Genomic DNA, 18,876 nt, shown 5'->3' on the forward strand with positions numbered 1-18,876 from the left:
TGTTAGGGGGCCACCAGCCCATCGAGGGAGCGCCAGCGACCGACGCCGCGCAGCGGCGGGAGCATGGCAAAGTGCCAAGCCCGCTGTGGGGGTCAAAAATAGCTAGTGAGTTGTTTGGGCTCGACCTCGATCACGGTGCCAAGCTTGGCGAGCGCCTGCAGATCCACCCGACTCCGATCACCGACAATACTAATGATCGTCGGCCGATCCGCGTACCCGCTCGCGTAGGTCTGGACCTGCTCGACCCCCAGGGTCTGGATCTGCTCCCACTCCCACGGCCGCGGATCCTGCTTCTCGCCCTCGCGATCCCAGCTGTCGACCCACAGCACGATCCAGCGCGGATCAATGCGGCTCGCCCGGTACTCGGCATCGAGCGACTCGCGGGTCTGGCCCAGTCGGTTGGCGTCGATCGGGCGCTCGCGCAGCAGCTGCAAATATAGTGTCAGCGCGTCGACGGTCTTGTCGGCCTGGGTGCCCATCCCGCCCACCAGCGCGCACTCGTCTTCCGGTGTGACGCCGCGCGCGACGTAGGCATACGCATAATAGGCCAGCCCCCGCGCTTCGCGGATCTCTTGAAAGATCAACGAGCTCATGCCGCCGCCAATATAGTTAGCAAAGTACTCCGAGACGGGGATCTGGTCGTGCGGCAACAGCCCCTGGGGGATCGCCAGCGAGACCGCGGACTTGGCCACGTCCTTGTGCAAGAAGTAGATCGTGGTGCCCTGCGCGCCGTCGCGAAACCTTCGTTGCTCGCGGGGCCCGGCTGGCTTGTGCTTGCGGCCCAGGCCCACGACCTTCGCGGCCTCGGCTGGCGTGCGCGGGCCGTAGTAGAGCGTGGAGTGGGTGTAGTCGGGGAAGCTGGTCAGCTGCTTGCGCAGCTGCTTGGCCGTGACCTTGTTGATCGCGGCGTTGCTTGGCTGGCGCAGATACGCGCTGCGGTCACCGTAGCTCGCGTAGGCGGACAGCATCTGGGCCAGGTTGTCCGAGTCGTCGAGCTCGTCTTCCCGCTCGCTGATCAGGTTGCGGCGCAGGCCCGCCAAGGTGTCATCGTCAAATTTGGGATCGCGGATCCAGGCCTCGACCAGCTGCACGCTCTGCTCGAGGTTCTTGTCGAACCCCTCAATATCAATGTTGCTGTATTCCGCGCCGCAGGCGAAGCTCACGCTGGTCCCAAGCGCGAACAGCTGCTTTTGCAGCGCTTCGGCCGAGGTGGTCCCCGAACCCGAGCGCTCGAGCAGCTCCAGCGCCACGCACAGCATCTGCGCTTTGCGGTGCCCCCGATCAAACCGGTACTTCAGCGAGAACAGGTCATTGCGGGTGTTGCGAGCCGCGATCATTGGCCCGGCCGGCAGCACCAGGTGCTCGTAGTGCTCGCCCTCGACGAGCCACTCTGGCTCGAGCTGGGACGCTGGCATCGCCTTGATGTCGGCCGCAAACGGGCTCTCGCGGGTGGCGTCGATGTCGATCGGCGTGATGCTGGGCTTTTGAATGTTGGGAAGGTCTTGCGTGCCCGACTTGCGGTTGACCACCACATACGAAGAAGTCAGGTATTGGTTGGCCACGCGAATCACGTCTTCGCGGGTGACCGCGCGCAGCCGCTGGTCGCGTGCGATCATCTCGGCCCACGGACGCCGCTCGATGTAGGACTCCATCATCCGCGAGACCCGGCCGTGGTTGCTCTCGAGCGTTCGTTTGTCGCGCAGGTCCTCATGCAGCTTGATCGCGTCGATCTCGTCCTGCGTGAACTCGCCAGCCGCGAGCTTGGCGACGACCCCGTACAACAGCTGCTCGACCTCGGCGTGGGTCTGATCTTGTCGCAAGGTCGCGCGGACGCCAAAGTAGCCCGCGTCGTTGAGGTGGCTGGCCCACGAGCCGGCGTCTTGGACCTTCTGCGTGAGCTCGAGCTCGACGTTGAGCAGCCCGCTGCTGGAGTTGTCCATCAGCCAGTCGGCCACGACTATCGCCGGCTCGTCGGCGTGCGTGACGTTGACGGTGCGCCAGGCCATGGTCACGCTCTGCTCGCCCTCGGCGATGACCTCGTGCTCGACGCGGCCCTGCAGCGGCGGCAGCTTGGCCGGCGCCTTGGTCCCGATCGTGCGCGCAGGGATCTGGCCCAAGCTGGCTTCCAGCACCGGTAGCGCCGTCGCAGCGTCAATGTCCCCGGCCAGGATCACCGCCATGTTGTTGGGCGCGTACCAGTCCTGGAAGTACTGGACCATGTCGCCATAGGCCGGGTTCTTGAGGTGCTCGACCACGCCGATCGTTGGCTGGGTGCCGTAGGGGTGCTCGGGAAACAAGGCCAGCAGCATCGTGTCCCAGATCCGGCTCTCGGGGCGATCGATCGAGAGGTTCTTCTCTTCGTAGACCGCCTCGAGCTCGGGATAGAACAGTCGGAACACCGGGTCAGAGAAGCGCTCACCCTCGATCTTGGCCCACGCTTCGAGCCGGTTCGAGGGCACGTCGCCGATGTAGGCCGTGACCTCGTTGCTGGTGAATGCGTTGACGCCCTCGATCCCCAGCGCGGCGTACATGCGATCGAGCTCGTTGGGGATCGCGTACGCGGCCGCCGCTTGGGTGTGCTGATCGATCTCGCTGAAGATCTGCGCGCGGCGAGCCTCGTCGGCGCCGCGCAGCTCGGCGTAGAGCTGCGCGATCGCCTCGAGGTGAACCTGCTCGGCCTCGAGGTCCAAGGTCCCGTAGTCGTCGGTGCCCTTGAACAGCATGTGCTCGAGGTAGTGCGCGAGGCCGGTCGAGTTGGCGGGGTCGTTGCGGCTGCCCGTGCGCACGGCGATCCACGCCGAGAACCGCGGCTTTTGTCGATCCGTGCTGATGTAGACCGTCATGCCGTTCGACAGGCGATGCACGGTCACGCCCATCTCGTCGCCCGCGATCGGGGTCTCGACCAGCGGCGGCAACTCCGAGGCCGCGAGGATCTGCGCGGATGTCAGCTGCTTGGCGGGCGGGGTCTTGTCTTCGACGGGCGGCGTCGTGTCTGGCGTGCGGCAGGCGAGCGGCAGACTCGAGAGCGCGGCCACCAGCAGGAGGTGGCGCGAGGCGGAGGCGCGGTTCATGCGCGGGACATAGCATATCTCTGCGCAATAGCGCATGACGTTTGATCCCTTGCGCTGTACAGACGCGCGATTCACGGGACTTTTGCCGAAAAACTTGCGCTGCGCGCCTCTTTCCGCGTCTAGATATTTATCTACACTCCGGCCGATGTCCCGCACTCTCGCACTGTGTTTCGTGTTCGTCGGATTCGCCGCTGGCTGTGGCGACAAGGGCGGTGACGCCAACGCGGCTGCCGAGGCCGAGAAGGTCTGGCAGGAGCGCTGCGTCACCTGCCACGGCCCGGACGGCGGCGGCAACGGACCGGGCGCTGCCGCGCTGGCGGTCAAGCCTCGCTCGTTCAAGGATCCGACCTGGCAGGCCAGCACCGACAACGACCGGATCAAGAAGGTCATGGTCGAAGGCGGCGCGGCGGTGGGGCTGAACGAAGCGATGGCGCCGAACCCCGATCTGAAGGACAAGGTCGCCGTGCAAGACGAGCTGGTCAAGAAGATCCGCAGGCTCGCGCAGTAGCATTCGTTTTTGACCCCCACAGCCGCCTTCGCACTTTGCGGTCACTCGCTGCGCTCGCTCCCAATTGGCTGGCTGTGCGCGATGGCATGTGTGGCCCCCTGAAGGGGGCTTTGTCGTGCCAACTCGAGCGCTGGATCCGAGTGGCGGCTCGTAGCAACTCGAGCCGAGTGACGCCTGTTTGGGTGAGCGGAGGGGGTTCGCGTCCACTTCGCGGTAGGGTGGGGCGATGGAGATCAACAGCAAGGGCGCCCCCGATCCGCGCGAGAACCTGTTTGGCGGCGTGGGCACGGTGAAGGTCTGGAATCTGCTACGCCGCAGCGCACCGCCGTTCACGGCCGTGCTCGCCTGCGAGCTGGATCCGGGCGGCCGCGTGGGGCGGCATCGGCAAGAGGAGTTCCCCGAGATCGTGATCGGGATCGAGGGCCTCGGCGAGGCGGTCGTGGGCAAGCAGCAGTTTGGCCTGCGGCCTGGCGATGTCGTGCATCTGCCGGTCGGCGAGACCTTGGAGATCATCAACCACTCGGATACGGCGCGGTTGCAGTACCTGATCATCAAGGCCCGCTGACAGGTTGGTCGCCTGCTGCTCGGGGACAGCGATCCCGGCGACCTGAGCAGGACTACTGCGCGGGCGGAGCTGCAGCGTCGCCCGCCCCAGCGCCGTAGGTCTCGATGCACGCGCCCAAGATGTCGGGCAGGTCCTTCTTGTAGTCCGCGGGCGCGGCTCCCATCGCGACGATCTGGCAAGCCGCGATCTCGATGCTGCCAGCCTTCACGCAGCCGGTCTTGACCATGCCCAGCTGCATCTCTTTGGCCTCGTTCCAGCGCGTGAGGCCCTCGCCGTCGTAGTGCTTTTGCATGAACTCGTCCTGCGCGGTCGCAACCCCGGCGCAGGCGGTCTCGATGTCCTTCGGCAGCTCCTCTGGCAAGGTTGCGAGCGCCTTGATCGCGGCGGCCTTGTCGGCAACGGCCTTCTCCTCGGCGGCCCGCTCGGCCTTCTTCGCGGCCAGCCGCTCCTCGAGCTCCTTGTCGGCCTCGGACTTTTCTTCGGCCTTGTCGTCCTTCTTCTCCTCCTTCTTGTCGCACGCGGGCAGCAGCGCGCAGAGCAGGAACGAGGACAGGATCAGCTTCGAGGTTCGCTTGAGGTGCAGCATCGAGGTGGCCGGATGATGCCACGATCACGGGCTGCGCGTCTGCGCGGGTCGCTCGCAAGCTCAGGAACGGGCGCGGCGCGGTGACAGGACTTGCGCGACAGCACCCAGAGGGGTCCCACCTGGGCTTCCGAGCGCTGCGGGATCGACGCGCCCCCCACTTCGTCGGGGCGCGTGGTCGCGGCCAAGCCCCGTGCACGCGTCGCCGCTCAAAGGTCGTCGAGCTTGGTCTTCACATCTGACGAGGTGGAGATTTTCTTGCCAACGGTGACGAAGACCCACGGATGATCGCTGTAGTATCCATCCTCGGTCGATTGATCACCGACGACCGGCCGGGCGTCGCCAGAGATCGTGTTTCGATAGATGCTCGTCGAATCGTTGGTGACCACCGCGTTCATGAATCGCAGCATGTCCACGCCCAACCCCGCGCTCCACTTCAGCTTCTCCGCTAGCACCTTCTTGCCCTTGTCCGAGTTATTCTTGCACTGGCCCACGTACTTGGACGAAAAGTGCACCCCACACACGGACAGCTGCACGCCGCCCAGGGTCTTACTGAGGACCAGCACGTTCTCTTTATTGTCGGTGACCCGGCGCTTGATCGCAAACACGGCATTCGCCTCGTGAGTGCTGCGGTGCTCGGCTCGCACATAGCAGGCTATTTGCTGCTTCCAGTATTTCGGGCTCCCCTTCTCATTGTACTTCTGGGCTGACTTCGCCTGCTTGAGATACTTGACATCAAACACCAGCAGCTCGTCCGGAAACTGATTATACTTGAATTCCTCGGACAGAAAGATCACGTCTGGGTAGGCCCGCGGGACCCCGTCGGGGCGCGCCAAGTGATTCATCAGGCAGCCGCACGCAATGTAGCCCCCGAGGTTGCCAACCCTGGTGTGCAGAAACAGCTTCCTTTCCCATTCCCGATCGTGACGACTGCTCATCTTGGCGACCGCGCCCTCGGCGATCGCGTTGTGTTCGATGCTCCATTTGAACTTCTTGTCGCTTCAACGGCGGCCCCACCACGATGTTCATCGACAGCATGGTCTGGCCGTGGCAGATCGGGGCCAAGAAGGCTGTCTCGTTCTTGCCGCAGGTCGAGCATTTCCAGTGGTTCATGGGGTGGTGCCTTCGACAGCGCCCAACACCCCAACCTGCGAGCTCGTCGGTCGTTGGCGACCAGGCGCGGGCTCCGCGGACCTGTCAGGATCGAGGGTCAGGACGTCACAACATATCGCCAACCCTCGAACATCCTCAAAATTTGCGTGATCCTTCCGGCTCGCCGCTCGAGGCCACCCGCGTTGCCGCTCGCGCGCCAACGCTCAGAGCGTGCCGAGCCAAGGCCCAGCACGCTACAAATCCAACCGTAATGAGTAGCTCGCCGCCCTGGGTGAACCAATCTACGAAGGCGTCCGCAAGCGGGCGAGAAGCCCTCGCCCGAGCTGAAAACAATTCAGCCCTTGGTGCGGAACATGATCTTCACCGAGGCCGCGATCGTGAGGTCCTCGGGGATCACCGGCGTAGCGACCGACTTGGCCTCGAGCGCCTGGGTCCGAAAATACCGCTGCTCGGCGCGTGGATCGATCTCGATGGCCTCGGGCCCCTCGAGCTCGATGTCGGTGGCCTTGGCGACGAGCCGCGCCTCGTCGCAAGCCTGCTTCACGGCCATGCGCAGGGCGTCTTCGCGAAATGGGGTCTCGTCCTGCAGACGAAAGCTCATCCCGCTGCTCTGGTTGGCGCCAGCCTTGACCCCAGCGTCGAACACCTGGCCGGCGTAGCCCACCTTGGTTCTGACCTGGACCCCGTTGCTGGCCCGAAAGCCGACGATCTTGGGAATATTGGTCTTCGGGTCATACGTGACGATCGGGTTGACCCCGAGTCCCGTCGTTGTCACCCCGTGGTTGGGCTGGGCCGAAACAGCCTTGAGTACGGCGTCGGTTTGATTGGCGGCGCTGACCACCGCTTCGGCCGCGGTCTTGCCCTCGGTCAGCACCCGCAGGTGCACCACGGCTTCGTCGGGTGCGACCTTGATGTCACCAGTTCCAGTTACGCGTAGGGTCCCATGCTTATCTTTCATCATAGTCTCCGTTGGCTGGGTATCCTGTCACGATTTCATGGGCTGGTCGGACGCTGCTGCCCCGCAGCGTTTGCGACCCGTCACTCGCGAAGTCGTGATGATTTTCGCGGGCCGCAGCCCTGGCATTCGCGGTTGGTGTAGAGTCCCAGGATGAGCCGAATCCTCGTCATTGGCGGCAGGGGCGACAGCGTCAACGCGCCGCCCAACGCCGCGATCGCGCAGATCACCGCGGGGCTCGAGCGCGGCGGCGGCGAGCAGGCCGTGCTGCGGTGGTCACCGCCGGGTTGAACCCGGGGTCGAAGCGCGTCGAACCAGGCGTCGAATCAGGCGCCGAAGCGGCCGCGATGACGGATGCGCGCCAATCGGATCCGAGTTCGCGCCAAGCCGTGGTCAACCTGCGAGGTCGCCCGCATGGTCCGGCGCGATGACCCTCGCACCCGCGCAGCGACTCCCTCTCCTCGGCCTGTTGGGCGCCGTCCCGTTGGTTGGCTGCCTCGCCTGCATCGACGTCGATCTTGGCGGAAGCACGACCACTGCCGACCCCACCAACAGCAGCGCCACGACCGGCGATCCCAGCACCGGTGACGGCGACGGCGACCCCGGTGACGGCGACGGCGACCCCGGCGACGGCGACCCCGGCACGACCGGCAGCGACGAGACGATCATCGAGTTGGTCCCGCAGCAAACCTTGACCGACGCGGGCCCGAGCCAAGTGGTGCAGGCCGTGGCGCTGAGCCCCGCCGGAGACCGCGTCGTCGCGGCCATGGGCGCCAATCGTGTGGTCGTGTTCTCCCTCGCCGACGCGAGCGCGAGCACGGTCCACACGATCGGCGGCGGCGACCTGTTCGAGGCTGGCGCCGCGGTGTGGGGCGCCAAGGGCTTCGCGGTGGGGACCTTCAGCTCGTGCCTGGTGTTTGATGCCGCTGGCAGCCTGGCCCACGAGCTGCCGGATCGCTGCTCGTACTTGGCCGTGTCCGCCGACGGCGAGACCCTCGTGCGCACGACCACCGACGCCGTCGCCACCGTCGGGTTCGAGAGCGGCTTGGTGACGGCATCCGCGCCGATGGTCAGCCCTTCGGGCCTTGGCTTCGACGGCGAGCGCGTTCACGTGCTCGAGAACGACGGTGAGTTCACGATCGGATCGCGGACCTTGCCAAACCTCGACGGCGCGCAGACCCACGCCATCGATGTCCGCTCCCTGTTTGGCGGACCCCTGCGGGGGACCTTGCGCTACGCCGAGGCCAAGCTGTGGTCCGACTTCACGGGTTCCCCCGTCTCGCTCGTGACCGAGGGTCTCGAAGATCAAAAGGCGCTCGCGGTCAGCGAGGATCGGCGCTGGGCGGCGTCGGTGGGGTTTGCCGCCGGGATTCACCTGTACGACGCGGCCACCGGTCAGCACCTCGCACAGGCCACGCTCGACACCGCCAACGCTGGCGGGCTCGGCTTTGACGCGAGCGCGGATCGGCTGGTGGCGGGCAGCAACACTGGCGTCGCCGTGTTCGGGATCATCGAGACGCCGGCACAAAACTGACGCGCTTCACAGCCGCTGGGCCGCGCGCCAGGCCGCGGGAGGCATACCCGTCTCGCGGGCGAACAGCTCGGTGAACCGTTGCGGCGCGGCGAAGCCCAGCTCGAACGCGATGTCCTTGATGTCGCGATCCGACTCGCGCAGCCGCTGCATCGCCGCGGCGACCAACGCCCGGCTCTTCTCGCGGGCGAAGTTGGTGCCGGCGTCGCTGAGCCGGCGCTGCAGCGTGCGCGGGCTCTGGCCGGTCTGGCGGGCCGCCTGCGCCAGCGTGAGACTGGCCCCGGCTGTGGCGAGCAGCCCGGCGAGGCGCTCGAGCTCGGGGCTGGTGACGCGGGTGTGGTCATGCAGCTGCTCGCGCAGCCTGGCCAACCACGGCGACCGCTCGACGAGCGCGGGTCGCAGCCAGGTCAGGGCCTCGCGCTCGTGGGTGAACACGCGCCCCTCGAAGGGCAGCGGAACGACCCGGTGAAAGCCCTCGGCGAGCATCGCGACGACGCCCTCTGGCCGAACCACCGCTTCCTTTTGGATCCCCTCGAGGTAGCGGGGGCCGGTCGCGTAGTACCGCATGACGCGGGTCATCGCGCCGGAGCTGACACCCGTGACGTCGCTGAGCACGATCAGCTGCAAGCGACGCCGCGGCCCGCAACGCGCACAAGCCTCGAGGGTCGCGACCAGCTCCTCGGCGTCCTCGGCCTCGAGCCGACCCCAGGCCAGCAGCACGAACAGGTCGTCGCCCGGCGACGCGCACCAGAACCGTCGGGCCTCGAGGCGATGCTCGCTCGGGGCCGCGAAATAGCGCGAGGCATCGGTCGTCCGCTGGGCTAGCGACACCCGCGGAGCATAGTGTGCGAGCGCGCCAACCTCTACGCGGACCGGTGCTGGGCACCACGCCACCCCCCTGACGGCCCGGTCTCTTGCGGGCTTGTCGGTCTCTGGGCACTCTCCCTCGTGCAGGAGGTACGTTGTTGGTGACCACGAGTATCCGTTCAGGCTGGTGCCGGGAAGATTCTTCCGCACCGTCTCTCGGGCACTGGTAGGGTGGACGCGGTGAGCATGCCCGTGGACAAGAAAGCAAGACTCGCTGCGACCTTGCGGAGTGGCGCAGATGCCTCGGTCCTTGGTTCGCTCAGCGGGGCCGACCTCAGCGAGGCCAACCTCCGCGGAGCTGACCTTCGCAAGGCCGACCTCAGCAAGGCCGACCTCAGCGAGGCCGACCTCAGCGAGGCCGACCTCAGCAAGGCCGACCTCAGCGAGGCCATGCGCCGCGGAGCCAGGTTGCTCCGATGGAAGTTCTTCGCGAAGAACATGCCACCTTGGATGTCAGACACTCGGGCCAACCTGATGAGCAGGGCCAACCTCAGCGGGGCCGACCTCAGCGGGGCCAACCTCAGCGGGGCCAACCTCAGCGGGGCCAACCTTCGCAAGGCCGACGTCAGTGGGGCCGACCTTCGCAAAGCCAACCTCGGAGGGGCCGACCTTCGAGGGGCCGGCCTCCGTGGGACCGACCTCCGTGGGACAGACCTCCGTCGGACCGACTTTCGCTGGACTGATCTTCGCGGCGCTGAATTCGGGGTGTCCGAACTCAGCGGGGCCTACGTCCGCGGGATCAGGCTCGACGGGTCCAAACTCGGCGGGATCAAGCTCAGCGGGGCCGAACTCCGCAGGGTCAACTTCGAGGCGGCCGACCTCAGCGGATCCGACCTCAGCGGGGCCGACCTCAGCCGGGCCGAACTCAGCCGGGCCGACCTCAGCAAAGCCGACCTCAGCAAAGCCGACCTCAGCAAAGCCGACCTCAGCAAAGCCAAGCTCCTGGGGGCCGACCTCCGCGAGGCCAAACTCCTGTGGGCCAACCTCCGCGGGGCCGACCTCCGCAAAACCGACCTCCGCAAAACCGACCTCAGCAGGGCTGACCTCAGCAAAGCCGACCTCGGCAAAGCCGACCTCAGCGGAGCCCACCTCGCTCGAGGGAGGTTGGCTCAAACTAATCTCGGCAGGGCCGATCTTCGCGGTGCCAACCTCAGTGGTGCCGACCTCAGTGAGGTCAACCTCGGTGGGGCCAACCTTCACAGTGCCAACCTCCGTGGGGCCAACCTCCGTCAGGCCAACCTCGGCGAGGCCGAACTCGGTGGGGCTGACCTCCGCGAAGCCAACCTCGAGGCGGCCGACCTCCGCGGAGCCGAACTCAGCGGGGCCGACCTCAGCAGGGCCAAACTCCAGGGGACCAAACTCCAGGGGACCAAACTCCAGGGGGCCAAACTCTCTGGGTCCATACTCGGCCGGAACGATCTCAGCGGGGTCGACCTGGTTGGGGTCGACCTCCATGGGGTCGATCTCGGTGGAGTCGACTTTCTCGGGGTCGACTTCAGCAGGGTCGACCTCCGTGGTGCCACCTTCCTTGGAGTCGACTTTCGTGAGGCCGAACTCCGCGGGATTGACTTCCGCCGGGTCGACTTTAGCGGAGCCAACTTTAGCGGGGCCAACTTTGGTGGGGGCGACTTCAGCGGGGCCAAGTTCAGCGGGACCAACCTCAGCGGGGCTAACTTCAGCAATGCCGACTTCCGTGAGGCTAACTTCCGGAAGGCTAACTTTAGCGGGGCCAACTTTAGCGGGGCCAACTTTGGTGGGGGCGACTTCAGTGGGGCCAACTTTGACGGGGCTAACCTGGTTGGGGCAAACCTCGGCGGGGCCAACCTGACGGGGACCGACTTCCGTAGGGGGCAGCTGAGCGGGGTCAACCTCAGCAGGGCCAACCTCAGCAAAGCCTACCTTGCGGGAGCCGACCTGAGCGGGGCCGACCTGAGCGGGGCCGACCTGAGCGGGGCCGACCTGACTGCGACCGACCTGAGCGGGGCCGACCTGAGCGGGGCCAGGCTGAGCGGGGCCAGGCTGAGCGGGGCCAGGCTGAGCGGGACCGACCGCAGCAGTGCCGACCTCCGCGGGGCCATCCCAAGCGGCGACGACCTCCACGGAAGCGACCTTGTCGGGACCGATAGCATGTCGCTCACGATTCACGTCGACTTGGAGGCGCTGAACGTTCCTGTCGTCGGCCGGCTCATTGCTGCGTTGCAACGTTCATATGCGGCCAACACGGGGGGGATGCTTGAACTCGTGGACTCGGAGCCCCTCCCGCCTCAGCCGCCTCGACAGCAAAAGCGGGATCTCACCGATGTCGGATGACGGTGAGGGCAAGGCCCCAGGCTCCGGGCCGAAATCCGCTGCACTGACGGCGGTACCTTCGAGCGATAGTGTTCCGTTCTTTGCCAAGTGGTGGCAGGAGATCCGCAATATATTCGCGGGCAAGAACGACGCCGTCGATCAGGAAGGCGAGTTGCTCGCTGGCGCCCTGATGAGAGCCCCACGCGACCACGCGAGCAAGCAACACTTTCAGAACGAGGAGTCGACGGCGAGGGCCGATCACGAGCGGAGTATGGCGGAGAAAGCCAAGGCCGAGACCGCGGCGATCGAGCGCCGCGCCGAAGTCGACCTGGCGATCGCCAAGGCCACCGCCGAGAAGATACGAGCAGAGGCGGACAAGTGCCGCGCAGAGGCGATGAAGATTCAGGGGGAAACAGAGGCTATCCGCGTCTCGACGGCACGCGAGCTGCTCTTGGCGAAGGTGGAGGCGGAGGCCGCAGGCTATAGGTTTGTCGCCACCGAGGTTGACGGGCAGCCTGTGTTTACGATCATCAGGGCCGAAGTCATGTCGCCCCGCTTGATCTCAGTGGAGGTCCAACCAGAGGCTCCGTCCAGGCGCGAACTAGGGTCTGCTTCAACGCCCGGCGAGTGTGTTGATGGGGGCGCGCGTCCGATGTCAGCTCGCCCTCCGACGGCGTCGTAGCTACTTCCGCTCCGTCGGGCGCTTCCCAAGCGCCGCGGACGCGACCTCGCGTCCCGCGTTCACGAGTACCCAGGACACGGTGGTCCAGCCCTTCAGTCGGCGTTGCCAGCGAGGCCCCCCCAGCTTCTCGAAGTGATCGAGCCACTCGAGGGCGTCGCCGATCCCTCCTGGGAGATCCGGCTGGGCACGAGCAACTCGACGAGTCGAATAGGTCGGGCTCCAACCTTGGAGTTCGTGTTGTCCGGCCCAAGCAGCCCGCTCGACACCCGTGGGCGTGGCTGCTGCGGAGGGTGTTAGCGGTCGACATCATGACCTGCCCCCGCTGCCGCGGTGCGATGCGCTTGGTCAAGATCGCCAACAGGTGAGGGACAAGATCAGCGGAGTACGAGGCGGAGGCGGGAGATCATCGGCCGGTGCACACAAGCGAATTTCGCGCGCTACCGGTCCCAACGTTGGGACAATGTCGGGCGGCAACGAGTCGAGTCGCCCCGACTCCGAGTTCGCTCTCCACTGTCTTGGTTCAGCGGAAGCCGGACTATGGGGGTTGATGGACTTGGGAGGCTGTGGGCCGTCGCGGCAGCGCCCGCGACATCGACAAGTCCATCACCTGCATGACCTTACAAATAGGCGCTCAACCTCGCCCTGACTGCGCTGTGCGTACAACGCTTGACACGTAGATCTCAACGCTCTAGCCTGAATGGACACCATCATGGCGGAACTTCGAGACATCGTCTATTTGGATCGGGTAAGGATTGAATCGTATCTCAGCCAACTCGCGGGCGGATTAACCGTGCAAGAGGCTGTCAGCACGCAGAGTGGTGAGGACATAAACGCGGGATTCGGGGCAAACGCCGGGATCGTGGCAATATCTGTGGGCGGCAAGAAGATGAACGCGACATCTGTGGCCACCACAAGGATGCCAGCGTACGCAATCGTCCAGATGCTTGAGTCAGAACTGGTCGAAGAGGGCCTATTAAAGGAAGATTGCTGCAACCTCCTTCCTGGACAAATCGTCCGTGTTCGAGGCGAGATGACGCTGGAAAGCTGGGGGCTGCTCGCCTCGCTTGCGGATAGCGCGCAGGGGGCGGGAACCCTGGCGACCAAGGTCTACTCCAAAACCAAGAGCAACGCGGATCTCGAAGACATTCGACGGGAACTTAAAGCTCTGGAAAGCGCTGCCAAGCAAAAATCGGGGGGTCAAAAGCTCACTCGTCAGGAACAGCAACAACGAACTGCCGCCCTTGCAAAGCGCGTTGGCAATGTCAGCATGTGGCGGGATATTGTTACCGATGGCTACATCGATGACGTGAAGGAGATCATCAAGTTGTTCTTCCAAGATCAGCATCACATTAGGCTTGCTGCGGACGAGACGATACTCGTCGGACTCCTGCGGGAAGACGGTCTCGTCGGGTCAACCATGGAGGAACTCCTGTTTGCGTACGGCACACGACCATCCACTGACTTCACAATTCTGGCTCAGATAGCCGAGGTTGGTCGTGCCGACCCCGTGAACGTCACAGAGATCCCCGCGCGCATGAACGCCTGTATCGATCCCGGAGACCCCATTGGCACTATCCAGAAGATTATTAGGGAAGTGGGCAAGGTGATCTTGCAGATTGCTGAAGAACTGCGAAGGCCATCCGGCGAAGACATGTGCTTCGTTGTTCCACTGGCAATGTACCGGGAGATTCGAAAACCGAAATGAGCCGAGGGGTTCGAGTGGGCGCTCGACTCCGGACGGACGGGGCCCGCCACGGCAGCGAGCAACCCACCGACGTCCGCGCAAGATCGGCGACAAGTACGTAGGCGGCACGCTGAACGCCGCCCACGTCGTCACCCACGAGCAGCACGCGGCCGCCCTCGCCAACCCCAGCCTCGAGCGGCCAGAGCAGTGCGGCGCTTGCAACTGCCCGCGAGTCCACCTCCACGAGCGGCGCACGCGGCTGCTCGATGGTTTCGGCAGCGCGACGGTGGACATCCTGATCTTCCGCTGCACGAACTGCCGCATCATCTGGCGAGTCCTGCCGGCCTTCCTCGCACGGCACCTGGGCACGCATCGTCGAGGCCGTCGATAAAGCCCGCGAGCGCAGCGGCACGCCCAAGCGAACGCGTCAGCGCTGGCTCAGGCGGTTGCGCGAGCGGGCGACGATGCTGGTCGTGGTCCTCGCCCAGCTCGGCCCGGCCGTCACCGCGCTCGACCTCGACGCCGTGCGCCGCGAGGTCATCCTCGGCTACGGCGGCTTGGTGCGGCTGGCCGAACTCGCGGCGCTCGTCGACCACCTCGCAGCGGGCGTGCGGGTCATGTGAGACGCGGGGCATGGGGTCGCCGTCGCGGCCGAAGTCCGCCCCCCCCAGTGGCGTCGACCTCGGCCTAAGGCAGAGCAATGAATGATGACGAGCGACAAAAGATGGCCCTGTGGCGTTACGCGATATTCGGGCGGCTGGTCAGCGTGCGGCTCGAGCACGGCGACCTGCGCGAGCTGTTCCTCGAGGCCGCAGCCAAGCAATACGAGCACCCGCTGAGCCTCCAGCTGGTACATGACTTGGCCCGAACCATCGAGACTTGGTACTACCGCTATCACTCGGGTGGGCTCACCAGCCTCGAGCCGCGACTTCGCAAAGACCGTGGCTGCGCACGCAAGCTCGACGCTGAGCTCGTCTCACTGATCATCCCAGCCAAGGGTGAAAATCCACGACGCTCACTCCGCCGTCTGATCAGCATTCTCGAGCGCGCAGGCAGGGCCACCCCGGGCGAGCTGAGTCGCTCGACGGTCCACCGCATCCTCGTGCGGGCCGGGGTCTCGGGCCGACCGGCGCGTATGCCCGAGACCGAGCGTCGGTCCTTCACCATCGAGCACGCTGGCGACTTGTGGGCCGGTGACATCAAACACAGCCCGCGAGTCATCCACGAGCAGCGCGAGCGTAAGAGCTACTCGATCAACATCATCGATTGTGCGACGCGCTTCATCGTCGCCAGCCGGATTTGCCTGGACGAGGGCACCGTCACGCACGGGGGCGTCCTCAAAGAGGCGTCCGGCATGCGAAGCTTCGACATTGGCATTCGCTGTGCGGCCGACGCCACACCAATCGAAGACTCGAGGCGACGCTCCAAACGCTGAAACGCGCGGGCAACCGAGGGCCGCCCGCGCGCAGGTAGTTGCAATACAAATCTAGAACTCAGAACCAGGACTTCGAGGGCACCGCCGCCGCCGGGATCGCCTCGCGGGACTCAATGACCTTCAAGTTGGCGCCAGTGTGCGGCTCGGTCCTCAGCTCCGCTTGCCGGACGATCGGGGCGTCGCTCTCGGCGACCTCTTCGCTGCGGTTGGAGCCGCCAAGCTGCAGGGCCAGGCGCAGCAGGCTCTCGCGGTTGCCGGTGTTGCTCTTGGCAAAGATGTTGTGCATGTGCCACTTCACGGTCGCCCGGCTGATCTCGAGGTCTTTGCTGATCTCCTCATTGTTGCGACCCGCGAGCACCCGCTCGAGGATCTCTTGCTCGCGCGCGGTCAGCTTGTGGCGACGCGCGAGCCGGTTGACGGCCCAGCGCAGGCGCGTCGGCCCGTCGCCCTCCTCGAGCTCGCGCAGAACACAGTAGCCAAGGGCCTCGAGCACCGCGCTCACGCGGTTGGCGTCATCGTCATGGGTAACCCAAATACGAACTTCGGTGGAGGGAGTGGTTGCGGTGGTGGTTGCGGTGATTTCATTCGACACGGCGATAACCTCGACTTCTGAGCTCGCGCTCGATCAACCCGACCGCGGCCGGGCTATAAAGGTGGGAGACGACGGCGCGATCTCGGCCGACGGCCTTGTTCAGAACTGCTTTGCTGTGAACCTTGCTGTCGCGCAGACCGGTCGTGGTGATGACCTGGCCAACGCGCTGGGCAGAGACCCCGAGGTGGCGACGAGCGATCTGCGTGGGGCTCAGCCAGCCCGGCTCGATCATCGGCTTGAGCTGCCACAGCTCGCCGCACAGGGCGATCTCGGCGGCGACGACTCGGTAGGCCCAGATGACCTCGGGATCGATCTCTTGTTGGGCCTCGAGGGCGTCGCACAGACCGACCAGCGCGTCGTACTCCCAGCGTCGTCGCTCGAGATCGATCCGCTCACGAACGATCGCCGCGGCCTCGCGCTGCAGCGGTGATCCGCTTGGCCTACGCATGGCGGCAACATCTGGAATCACCCGCTCTCGCAGATGCGCGAGCAAGCGACGGGCGATCGAAGGTGTCGTCGTTGCGGGTGTCTTGTGGTGCTCGGCCGCGAGCGCGACACCGGGCTCGAGCAACAACAGCGTGCTGCTGGCCTCGGCCAAGCTCGACGGCAAGATCACGCCGCGCTCGCGCAGATCCAAGCGCAGCTCCGAGAGCTCGAGCTCGCCAATGCGGACCCAGTGCACGCCCTCGCGGGCTTGCGCGGCCCAATCGATCGCCAGCCGACGCGCGAGCTCCGACGCGCCGCCAAGCCCAAGGATCGCCGCGACTTCACCCGCGAGCCAGCTTGGCTTGCCGTCAAAATCACAGGTGATCAGCGAGCGCCCGGCGAACGAGCCGATCAAGCTGACCCCCGTCGGTGGTCGGGTCGGCTCGTGCCAAGCCTCGTCGGACGGGTGGTCGTATTCGTGGTGCTCGGACATCTCGGTGGGCTCCTGCGCTGCGGCGAACGAACCCACGATGAAGCGCGAGGGGCCTGACCGTCAGGGACGAGGGCGCCACGCTGGGATCACGGTGACGCCCCGTTCGAAGCACGGGTGAACCGTTCGCGCTCGTGCCCGAACGGACGCCGAACCAACCTCGTCATCGGCCTCGATCCCGCTTGGGCAGCCGGTATCGATGGTTCGACCCCGATGCACGGTTCGGGCTCGAGCCCGTGTCACGGGTGATCACTCGACCCGGGGCGGGCACGCACGGGTCGCCGCCAACGGTTACGCCCCGTCACCGGGGGGCGGCCGCGCGTGTCCGTTCGGCGCCCGCGGACGCAGCGTGGGTGGTCTGGACGGGCCCTAGCCGCGCGCGTAGTCCGATCGTCGAGATCTCGACGGGAGCTGTTAGCCTTGGGGATGGCTCGAAGCCGTCAACGCCGACTCAATTGCACTTGGACCAAGCTGCGAAGGGCGGGCGTCGGCGCCGTGGTTGGCCTCGCGGCGCTGTGCGTGAACCCGAGCAGCGCGCTCGCCTGGCATGACGACGGCCACCGCATCGTCGCCGAGATCGCGTCCCGTCACTTGTCAAAGTCGGCGCTCGAGCAGATCAACGCGCTGCTCGCCGACATGCCCGACTACTCGACGATGGCGACCGCGGCGACCTGGGCGGATCAACAAGCCAAGCTCGATCCGGCCTTCGCGTTCGCCTACTCGAGCCACTACATCAACGTCGAGCAGCGCGCGACCCCGCGCGAGGTGCTGGCGACGTGTCTGGAAAAGTCTGGCTGCGTGGTCACGGGCATCGCGTACTACGTTGACGTCCTTCGCAGCCAGCGAGCTTCGCGGGCGCAGCGGGCCGAGGCGCTGCGCTTCTTGCTGCACTTCGTGGGCGACGCCCACCAGCCGCTGCACGCCGGACACAGCCACGACAAAGGCGGCAATGACATCAACGAGCTGCGCCTGCTGGAGTACACGCCGGCCAAGGAGCGGACCAACTTGCACGCGGCCTGGGACGGGGGCCTCATAGCGATCACGATGGCGCGCGAAGGTTGGACCTGGCAGCGCTACGCGGTCGAGCTCGACGCTCGCATCTCGGACGAGATGATCGCGCGCTGGGGCCGTGGCTCGGCCTACGACTGGGTCGAAGAGTCGCGCCTGTTCGCGGCCGCCAACGGCTACCTGCGCGCCGACGCCATGACCCCGGTGCGCCCCGGCGACGCGCTTGGCGAAGACTGGTACCAGCGCAACCTTCCGGTCGCCGAACAGCGCTTGCAACAGGGCGGCGTTCGCCTGGCCCTGGTCCTCGAGGAGCTGTTCTGAGCTGGTGTTTGACCTGCCGGGCCATGTTCACGTAACAGTTACCTAGGGGATCCGCCTGGATCTTCGGAGCCAACATGATGCGAACGTCCTACAGTCTCGTGGCCTGCGTGATCCTGACTCTGACCGCGGGCACGCTCGGGTGCGACTCCAACCCCGACGACAAGACAACGGAGGGCGCCGCGGACGACACCGGCACCACCACCGGTGATGGCGACGGCGAGTCGGGCACCAGTGGCAACAGCGGCGACGGTGACGGCGATCCTTCAGAGACCGATCCCGACTGCCCGCTCGGCAGCTTTGACTGCCCCTGCGACGATGGCATGTGCGCCGCTGGCCTGACCTGTGGCGCCGACGACCTGTGTTCGCTGGGTGGGGGAACCGGGGATCCGTCAACGGGCGATCCAACCGGCGATCCAACCGGCAATCCAAGCACCACCGGCGGTACCGCCGAGCCCTACGATCCCGAGGCGTGCGAGGCCCCCTCGGAGATCCTCAGCGTCGAGAAGATCGCGGGCGACTTCTGCTCGGCGCCCTGCGTTGACAGCGAAGAGTGCCCAAGTGGTCCGCCCGGAACCACGCCAGCTTGCGCGATCGCAACCGAGGGCGCCGTGCCAAACTTTTGCGCGTTGATCTGCACGCCAGAGTCCGAGGACTGCCCGGCGGGATCGACCTGCAAGGTGATCCCGCAGCAGCCCAACACGGGGCTGTGCACGTACCCGTAGCCAGTTTTTTCCGCACGTCGTTCGTCCCATGGAC

Annotated in this window: 18 protein-coding genes; 11 read left to right on the forward strand and 7 right to left on the reverse strand. The window is 65.8% G+C overall.

Annotated features, from left to right (window positions below):
- Positions 1-92 precede the first annotated feature (92 nt).
- Positions 93-3,071 carry a M16 family metallopeptidase gene (locus DB30_RS01990; RefSeq protein WP_052546239.1) on the reverse strand — a complete coding sequence of 993 codons (2,979 nt, stop codon included), beginning with the start codon at positions 3,069-3,071 and terminating at the stop codon, positions 93-95.
- Between the two features lie 145 nt (positions 3,072-3,216).
- On the opposite strand from DB30_RS01990, the gene DB30_RS01995 reads away from it, so the two are divergent.
- Positions 3,217-3,579: a c-type cytochrome gene (locus DB30_RS01995; protein WP_165703593.1), complete on the forward strand. Its 363-nt coding sequence runs from the start codon at positions 3,217-3,219 to the stop codon at positions 3,577-3,579.
- A 226-nt stretch (positions 3,580-3,805) separates the two neighbouring features.
- Positions 3,806-4,144, forward strand: a complete 339-nt coding sequence (locus DB30_RS02000) for a cupin domain-containing protein (protein ID WP_052546241.1) — start codon at positions 3,806-3,808, stop codon at positions 4,142-4,144.
- Between the two features lie 52 nt (positions 4,145-4,196).
- Here the strand turns inward: DB30_RS02000 and DB30_RS02005 are convergent, their stop codons facing one another.
- The 3 genes from DB30_RS02005 to DB30_RS02015 form a co-directional block, all read right to left on the reverse strand.
- Positions 4,197-4,730, reverse strand: coding sequence for a hypothetical protein (locus tag DB30_RS02005; protein ID WP_052546242.1), 534 nt, complete (start codon positions 4,728-4,730; stop codon positions 4,197-4,199).
- Positions 4,731-4,936: 206 nt separating this feature from the next.
- Entirely contained in the window at positions 4,937-5,665 is a 729-nt protein-coding gene (locus tag DB30_RS02010) for a hypothetical protein (protein WP_052546243.1), read from the reverse strand.
- A 509-nt stretch (positions 5,666-6,174) separates the two neighbouring features.
- Entirely contained in the window at positions 6,175-6,798 is a 624-nt protein-coding gene (locus DB30_RS02015) for an SIMPL domain-containing protein (RefSeq protein WP_165703594.1), read from the reverse strand.
- 150 nt (positions 6,799-6,948) lie between these two features.
- Between DB30_RS02015 and DB30_RS02020 the strand changes: the two genes are divergently transcribed.
- Positions 6,949-7,086 (forward strand): hypothetical protein, encoded by a 138-nt coding sequence (locus tag DB30_RS02020; protein ID WP_153258173.1) that lies wholly within the window; start codon positions 6,949-6,951, stop codon positions 7,084-7,086.
- A 136-nt stretch (positions 7,087-7,222) separates the two neighbouring features.
- Positions 7,223-8,329 (forward strand): WD40 repeat domain-containing protein, encoded by a 1,107-nt coding sequence (locus DB30_RS02025; protein WP_052546245.1) that lies wholly within the window; start codon positions 7,223-7,225, stop codon positions 8,327-8,329.
- 6 nt (positions 8,330-8,335) lie between these two features.
- Here DB30_RS02025 and DB30_RS02030 read toward each other — a convergent pair whose 3' ends face one another.
- The gene (locus DB30_RS02030; RefSeq protein ID WP_052546246.1) at positions 8,336-9,157 is read right to left on the reverse strand and encodes a helix-turn-helix domain-containing protein; all 822 of its coding nucleotides are present in this window, start codon (positions 9,155-9,157) and stop codon (positions 8,336-8,338) included.
- 222 nt (positions 9,158-9,379) lie between these two features.
- On the opposite strand from DB30_RS02030, the gene DB30_RS02035 reads away from it, so the two are divergent.
- The 5 genes from DB30_RS02035 to DB30_RS02055 all read left to right on the forward strand — a co-directional run bounded on the left by DB30_RS02035 (position 9,380) and on the right by DB30_RS02055 (position 15,283).
- Positions 9,380-11,503, forward strand: coding sequence for a pentapeptide repeat-containing protein (locus DB30_RS02035; RefSeq protein WP_240480146.1), 2,124 nt, complete (start codon positions 9,380-9,382; stop codon positions 11,501-11,503).
- Positions 11,493-12,164, forward strand: coding sequence for a hypothetical protein (locus DB30_RS02040; RefSeq protein ID WP_052546248.1), 672 nt, complete (start codon positions 11,493-11,495; stop codon positions 12,162-12,164). The genes DB30_RS02035 and DB30_RS02040 overlap by 11 nt, the downstream gene beginning before the upstream one ends.
- Before the next feature lie 697 nt (positions 12,165-12,861).
- Positions 12,862-13,869 (forward strand): DUF6414 family protein, encoded by a 1,008-nt coding sequence (locus DB30_RS02045; protein ID WP_052546249.1) that lies wholly within the window; start codon positions 12,862-12,864, stop codon positions 13,867-13,869.
- 443 nt (positions 13,870-14,312) lie between these two features.
- Positions 14,313-14,471: a hypothetical protein gene (locus DB30_RS02050; protein ID WP_153258175.1), complete on the forward strand. Its 159-nt coding sequence runs from the start codon at positions 14,313-14,315 to the stop codon at positions 14,469-14,471.
- Positions 14,472-14,548: 77 nt separating this feature from the next.
- On the forward strand, positions 14,549-15,283 hold the full coding sequence (locus tag DB30_RS02055; RefSeq protein ID WP_052546250.1) for a helix-turn-helix domain-containing protein: 735 nt from the start codon (positions 14,549-14,551) through the stop codon (positions 15,281-15,283).
- 58 nt (positions 15,284-15,341) lie between these two features.
- Here DB30_RS02055 and DB30_RS42685 read toward each other — a convergent pair whose 3' ends face one another.
- Positions 15,342-15,785 carry a helix-turn-helix domain-containing protein gene (locus DB30_RS42685; RefSeq protein WP_052546251.1) on the reverse strand — a complete coding sequence of 148 codons (444 nt, stop codon included), beginning with the start codon at positions 15,783-15,785 and terminating at the stop codon, positions 15,342-15,344.
- Between the two features lie 79 nt (positions 15,786-15,864).
- Positions 15,865-16,794, reverse strand: coding sequence for a hypothetical protein (locus DB30_RS02065; protein ID WP_146657855.1), 930 nt, complete (start codon positions 16,792-16,794; stop codon positions 15,865-15,867).
- Between the two features lie 423 nt (positions 16,795-17,217).
- On the opposite strand from DB30_RS02065, the gene DB30_RS02070 reads away from it, so the two are divergent.
- On the forward strand, positions 17,218-18,120 hold the full coding sequence (locus DB30_RS02070; protein ID WP_146657856.1) for a S1/P1 nuclease: 903 nt from the start codon (positions 17,218-17,220) through the stop codon (positions 18,118-18,120).
- A 74-nt stretch (positions 18,121-18,194) separates the two neighbouring features.
- Positions 18,195-18,842 (forward strand): hypothetical protein, encoded by a 648-nt coding sequence (locus DB30_RS02075; protein WP_146657857.1) that lies wholly within the window; start codon positions 18,195-18,197, stop codon positions 18,840-18,842.
- Positions 18,843-18,876: the final 34 nt, after the last annotated feature.

The sequence above is a fragment of the Enhygromyxa salina genome (genome assembly GCF_000737335.2).
Taxonomy (GTDB): Bacteria; Myxococcota_A; Polyangia; order Nannocystales; family Nannocystaceae; genus Plesiocystis; species Plesiocystis salina_C.

What these genes read in the sequence shown, in the direction of transcription:
- DB30_RS02035 (WP_240480146.1), top strand. Translation starts at nt 9,380, where the DNA reads ATGCCCGTGGACAAGAAAGCAAGACTCGCTGCGACCTTGCGGAGTGGC.
- DB30_RS02005 (WP_052546242.1), bottom strand. Translation starts at nt 4,730, where the DNA reads ATGCTGCACCTCAAGCGAACCTCGAAGCTGATCCTGTCCTCGTTCCTG.
- DB30_RS01995 (WP_165703593.1), top strand. Translation starts at nt 3,217, where the DNA reads ATGTCCCGCACTCTCGCACTGTGTTTCGTGTTCGTCGGATTCGCCGCT.
- DB30_RS02040 (WP_052546248.1), top strand. Translation starts at nt 11,493, where the DNA reads ATGTCGGATGACGGTGAGGGCAAGGCCCCAGGCTCCGGGCCGAAATCC.
- DB30_RS02010 (WP_052546243.1), bottom strand. Translation starts at nt 5,665, where the DNA reads ATGAGCAGTCGTCACGATCGGGAATGGGAAAGGAAGCTGTTTCTGCAC.
- DB30_RS02065 (WP_146657855.1), bottom strand. Translation starts at nt 16,794, where the DNA reads ATGTCCGAGCACCACGAATACGACCACCCGTCCGACGAGGCTTGGCAC.
- DB30_RS02075 (WP_146657857.1), top strand. Translation starts at nt 18,195, where the DNA reads ATGATGCGAACGTCCTACAGTCTCGTGGCCTGCGTGATCCTGACTCTG.
- DB30_RS02045 (WP_052546249.1), top strand. Translation starts at nt 12,862, where the DNA reads ATGGACACCATCATGGCGGAACTTCGAGACATCGTCTATTTGGATCGG.
- DB30_RS02015 (WP_165703594.1), bottom strand. Translation starts at nt 6,798, where the DNA reads ATGAAAGATAAGCATGGGACCCTACGCGTAACTGGAACTGGTGACATC.
- DB30_RS02020 (WP_153258173.1), top strand. Translation starts at nt 6,949, where the DNA reads ATGAGCCGAATCCTCGTCATTGGCGGCAGGGGCGACAGCGTCAACGCG.
- DB30_RS02025 (WP_052546245.1), top strand. Translation starts at nt 7,223, where the DNA reads ATGACCCTCGCACCCGCGCAGCGACTCCCTCTCCTCGGCCTGTTGGGC.
- DB30_RS02055 (WP_052546250.1), top strand. Translation starts at nt 14,549, where the DNA reads ATGAATGATGACGAGCGACAAAAGATGGCCCTGTGGCGTTACGCGATA.
- DB30_RS02000 (WP_052546241.1), top strand. Translation starts at nt 3,806, where the DNA reads ATGGAGATCAACAGCAAGGGCGCCCCCGATCCGCGCGAGAACCTGTTT.
- DB30_RS01990 (WP_052546239.1), bottom strand. Translation starts at nt 3,071, where the DNA reads ATGAACCGCGCCTCCGCCTCGCGCCACCTCCTGCTGGTGGCCGCGCTC.
- DB30_RS02070 (WP_146657856.1), top strand. Translation starts at nt 17,218, where the DNA reads ATGGCTCGAAGCCGTCAACGCCGACTCAATTGCACTTGGACCAAGCTG.
- DB30_RS02050 (WP_153258175.1), top strand. Translation starts at nt 14,313, where the DNA reads ATGCTGGTCGTGGTCCTCGCCCAGCTCGGCCCGGCCGTCACCGCGCTC.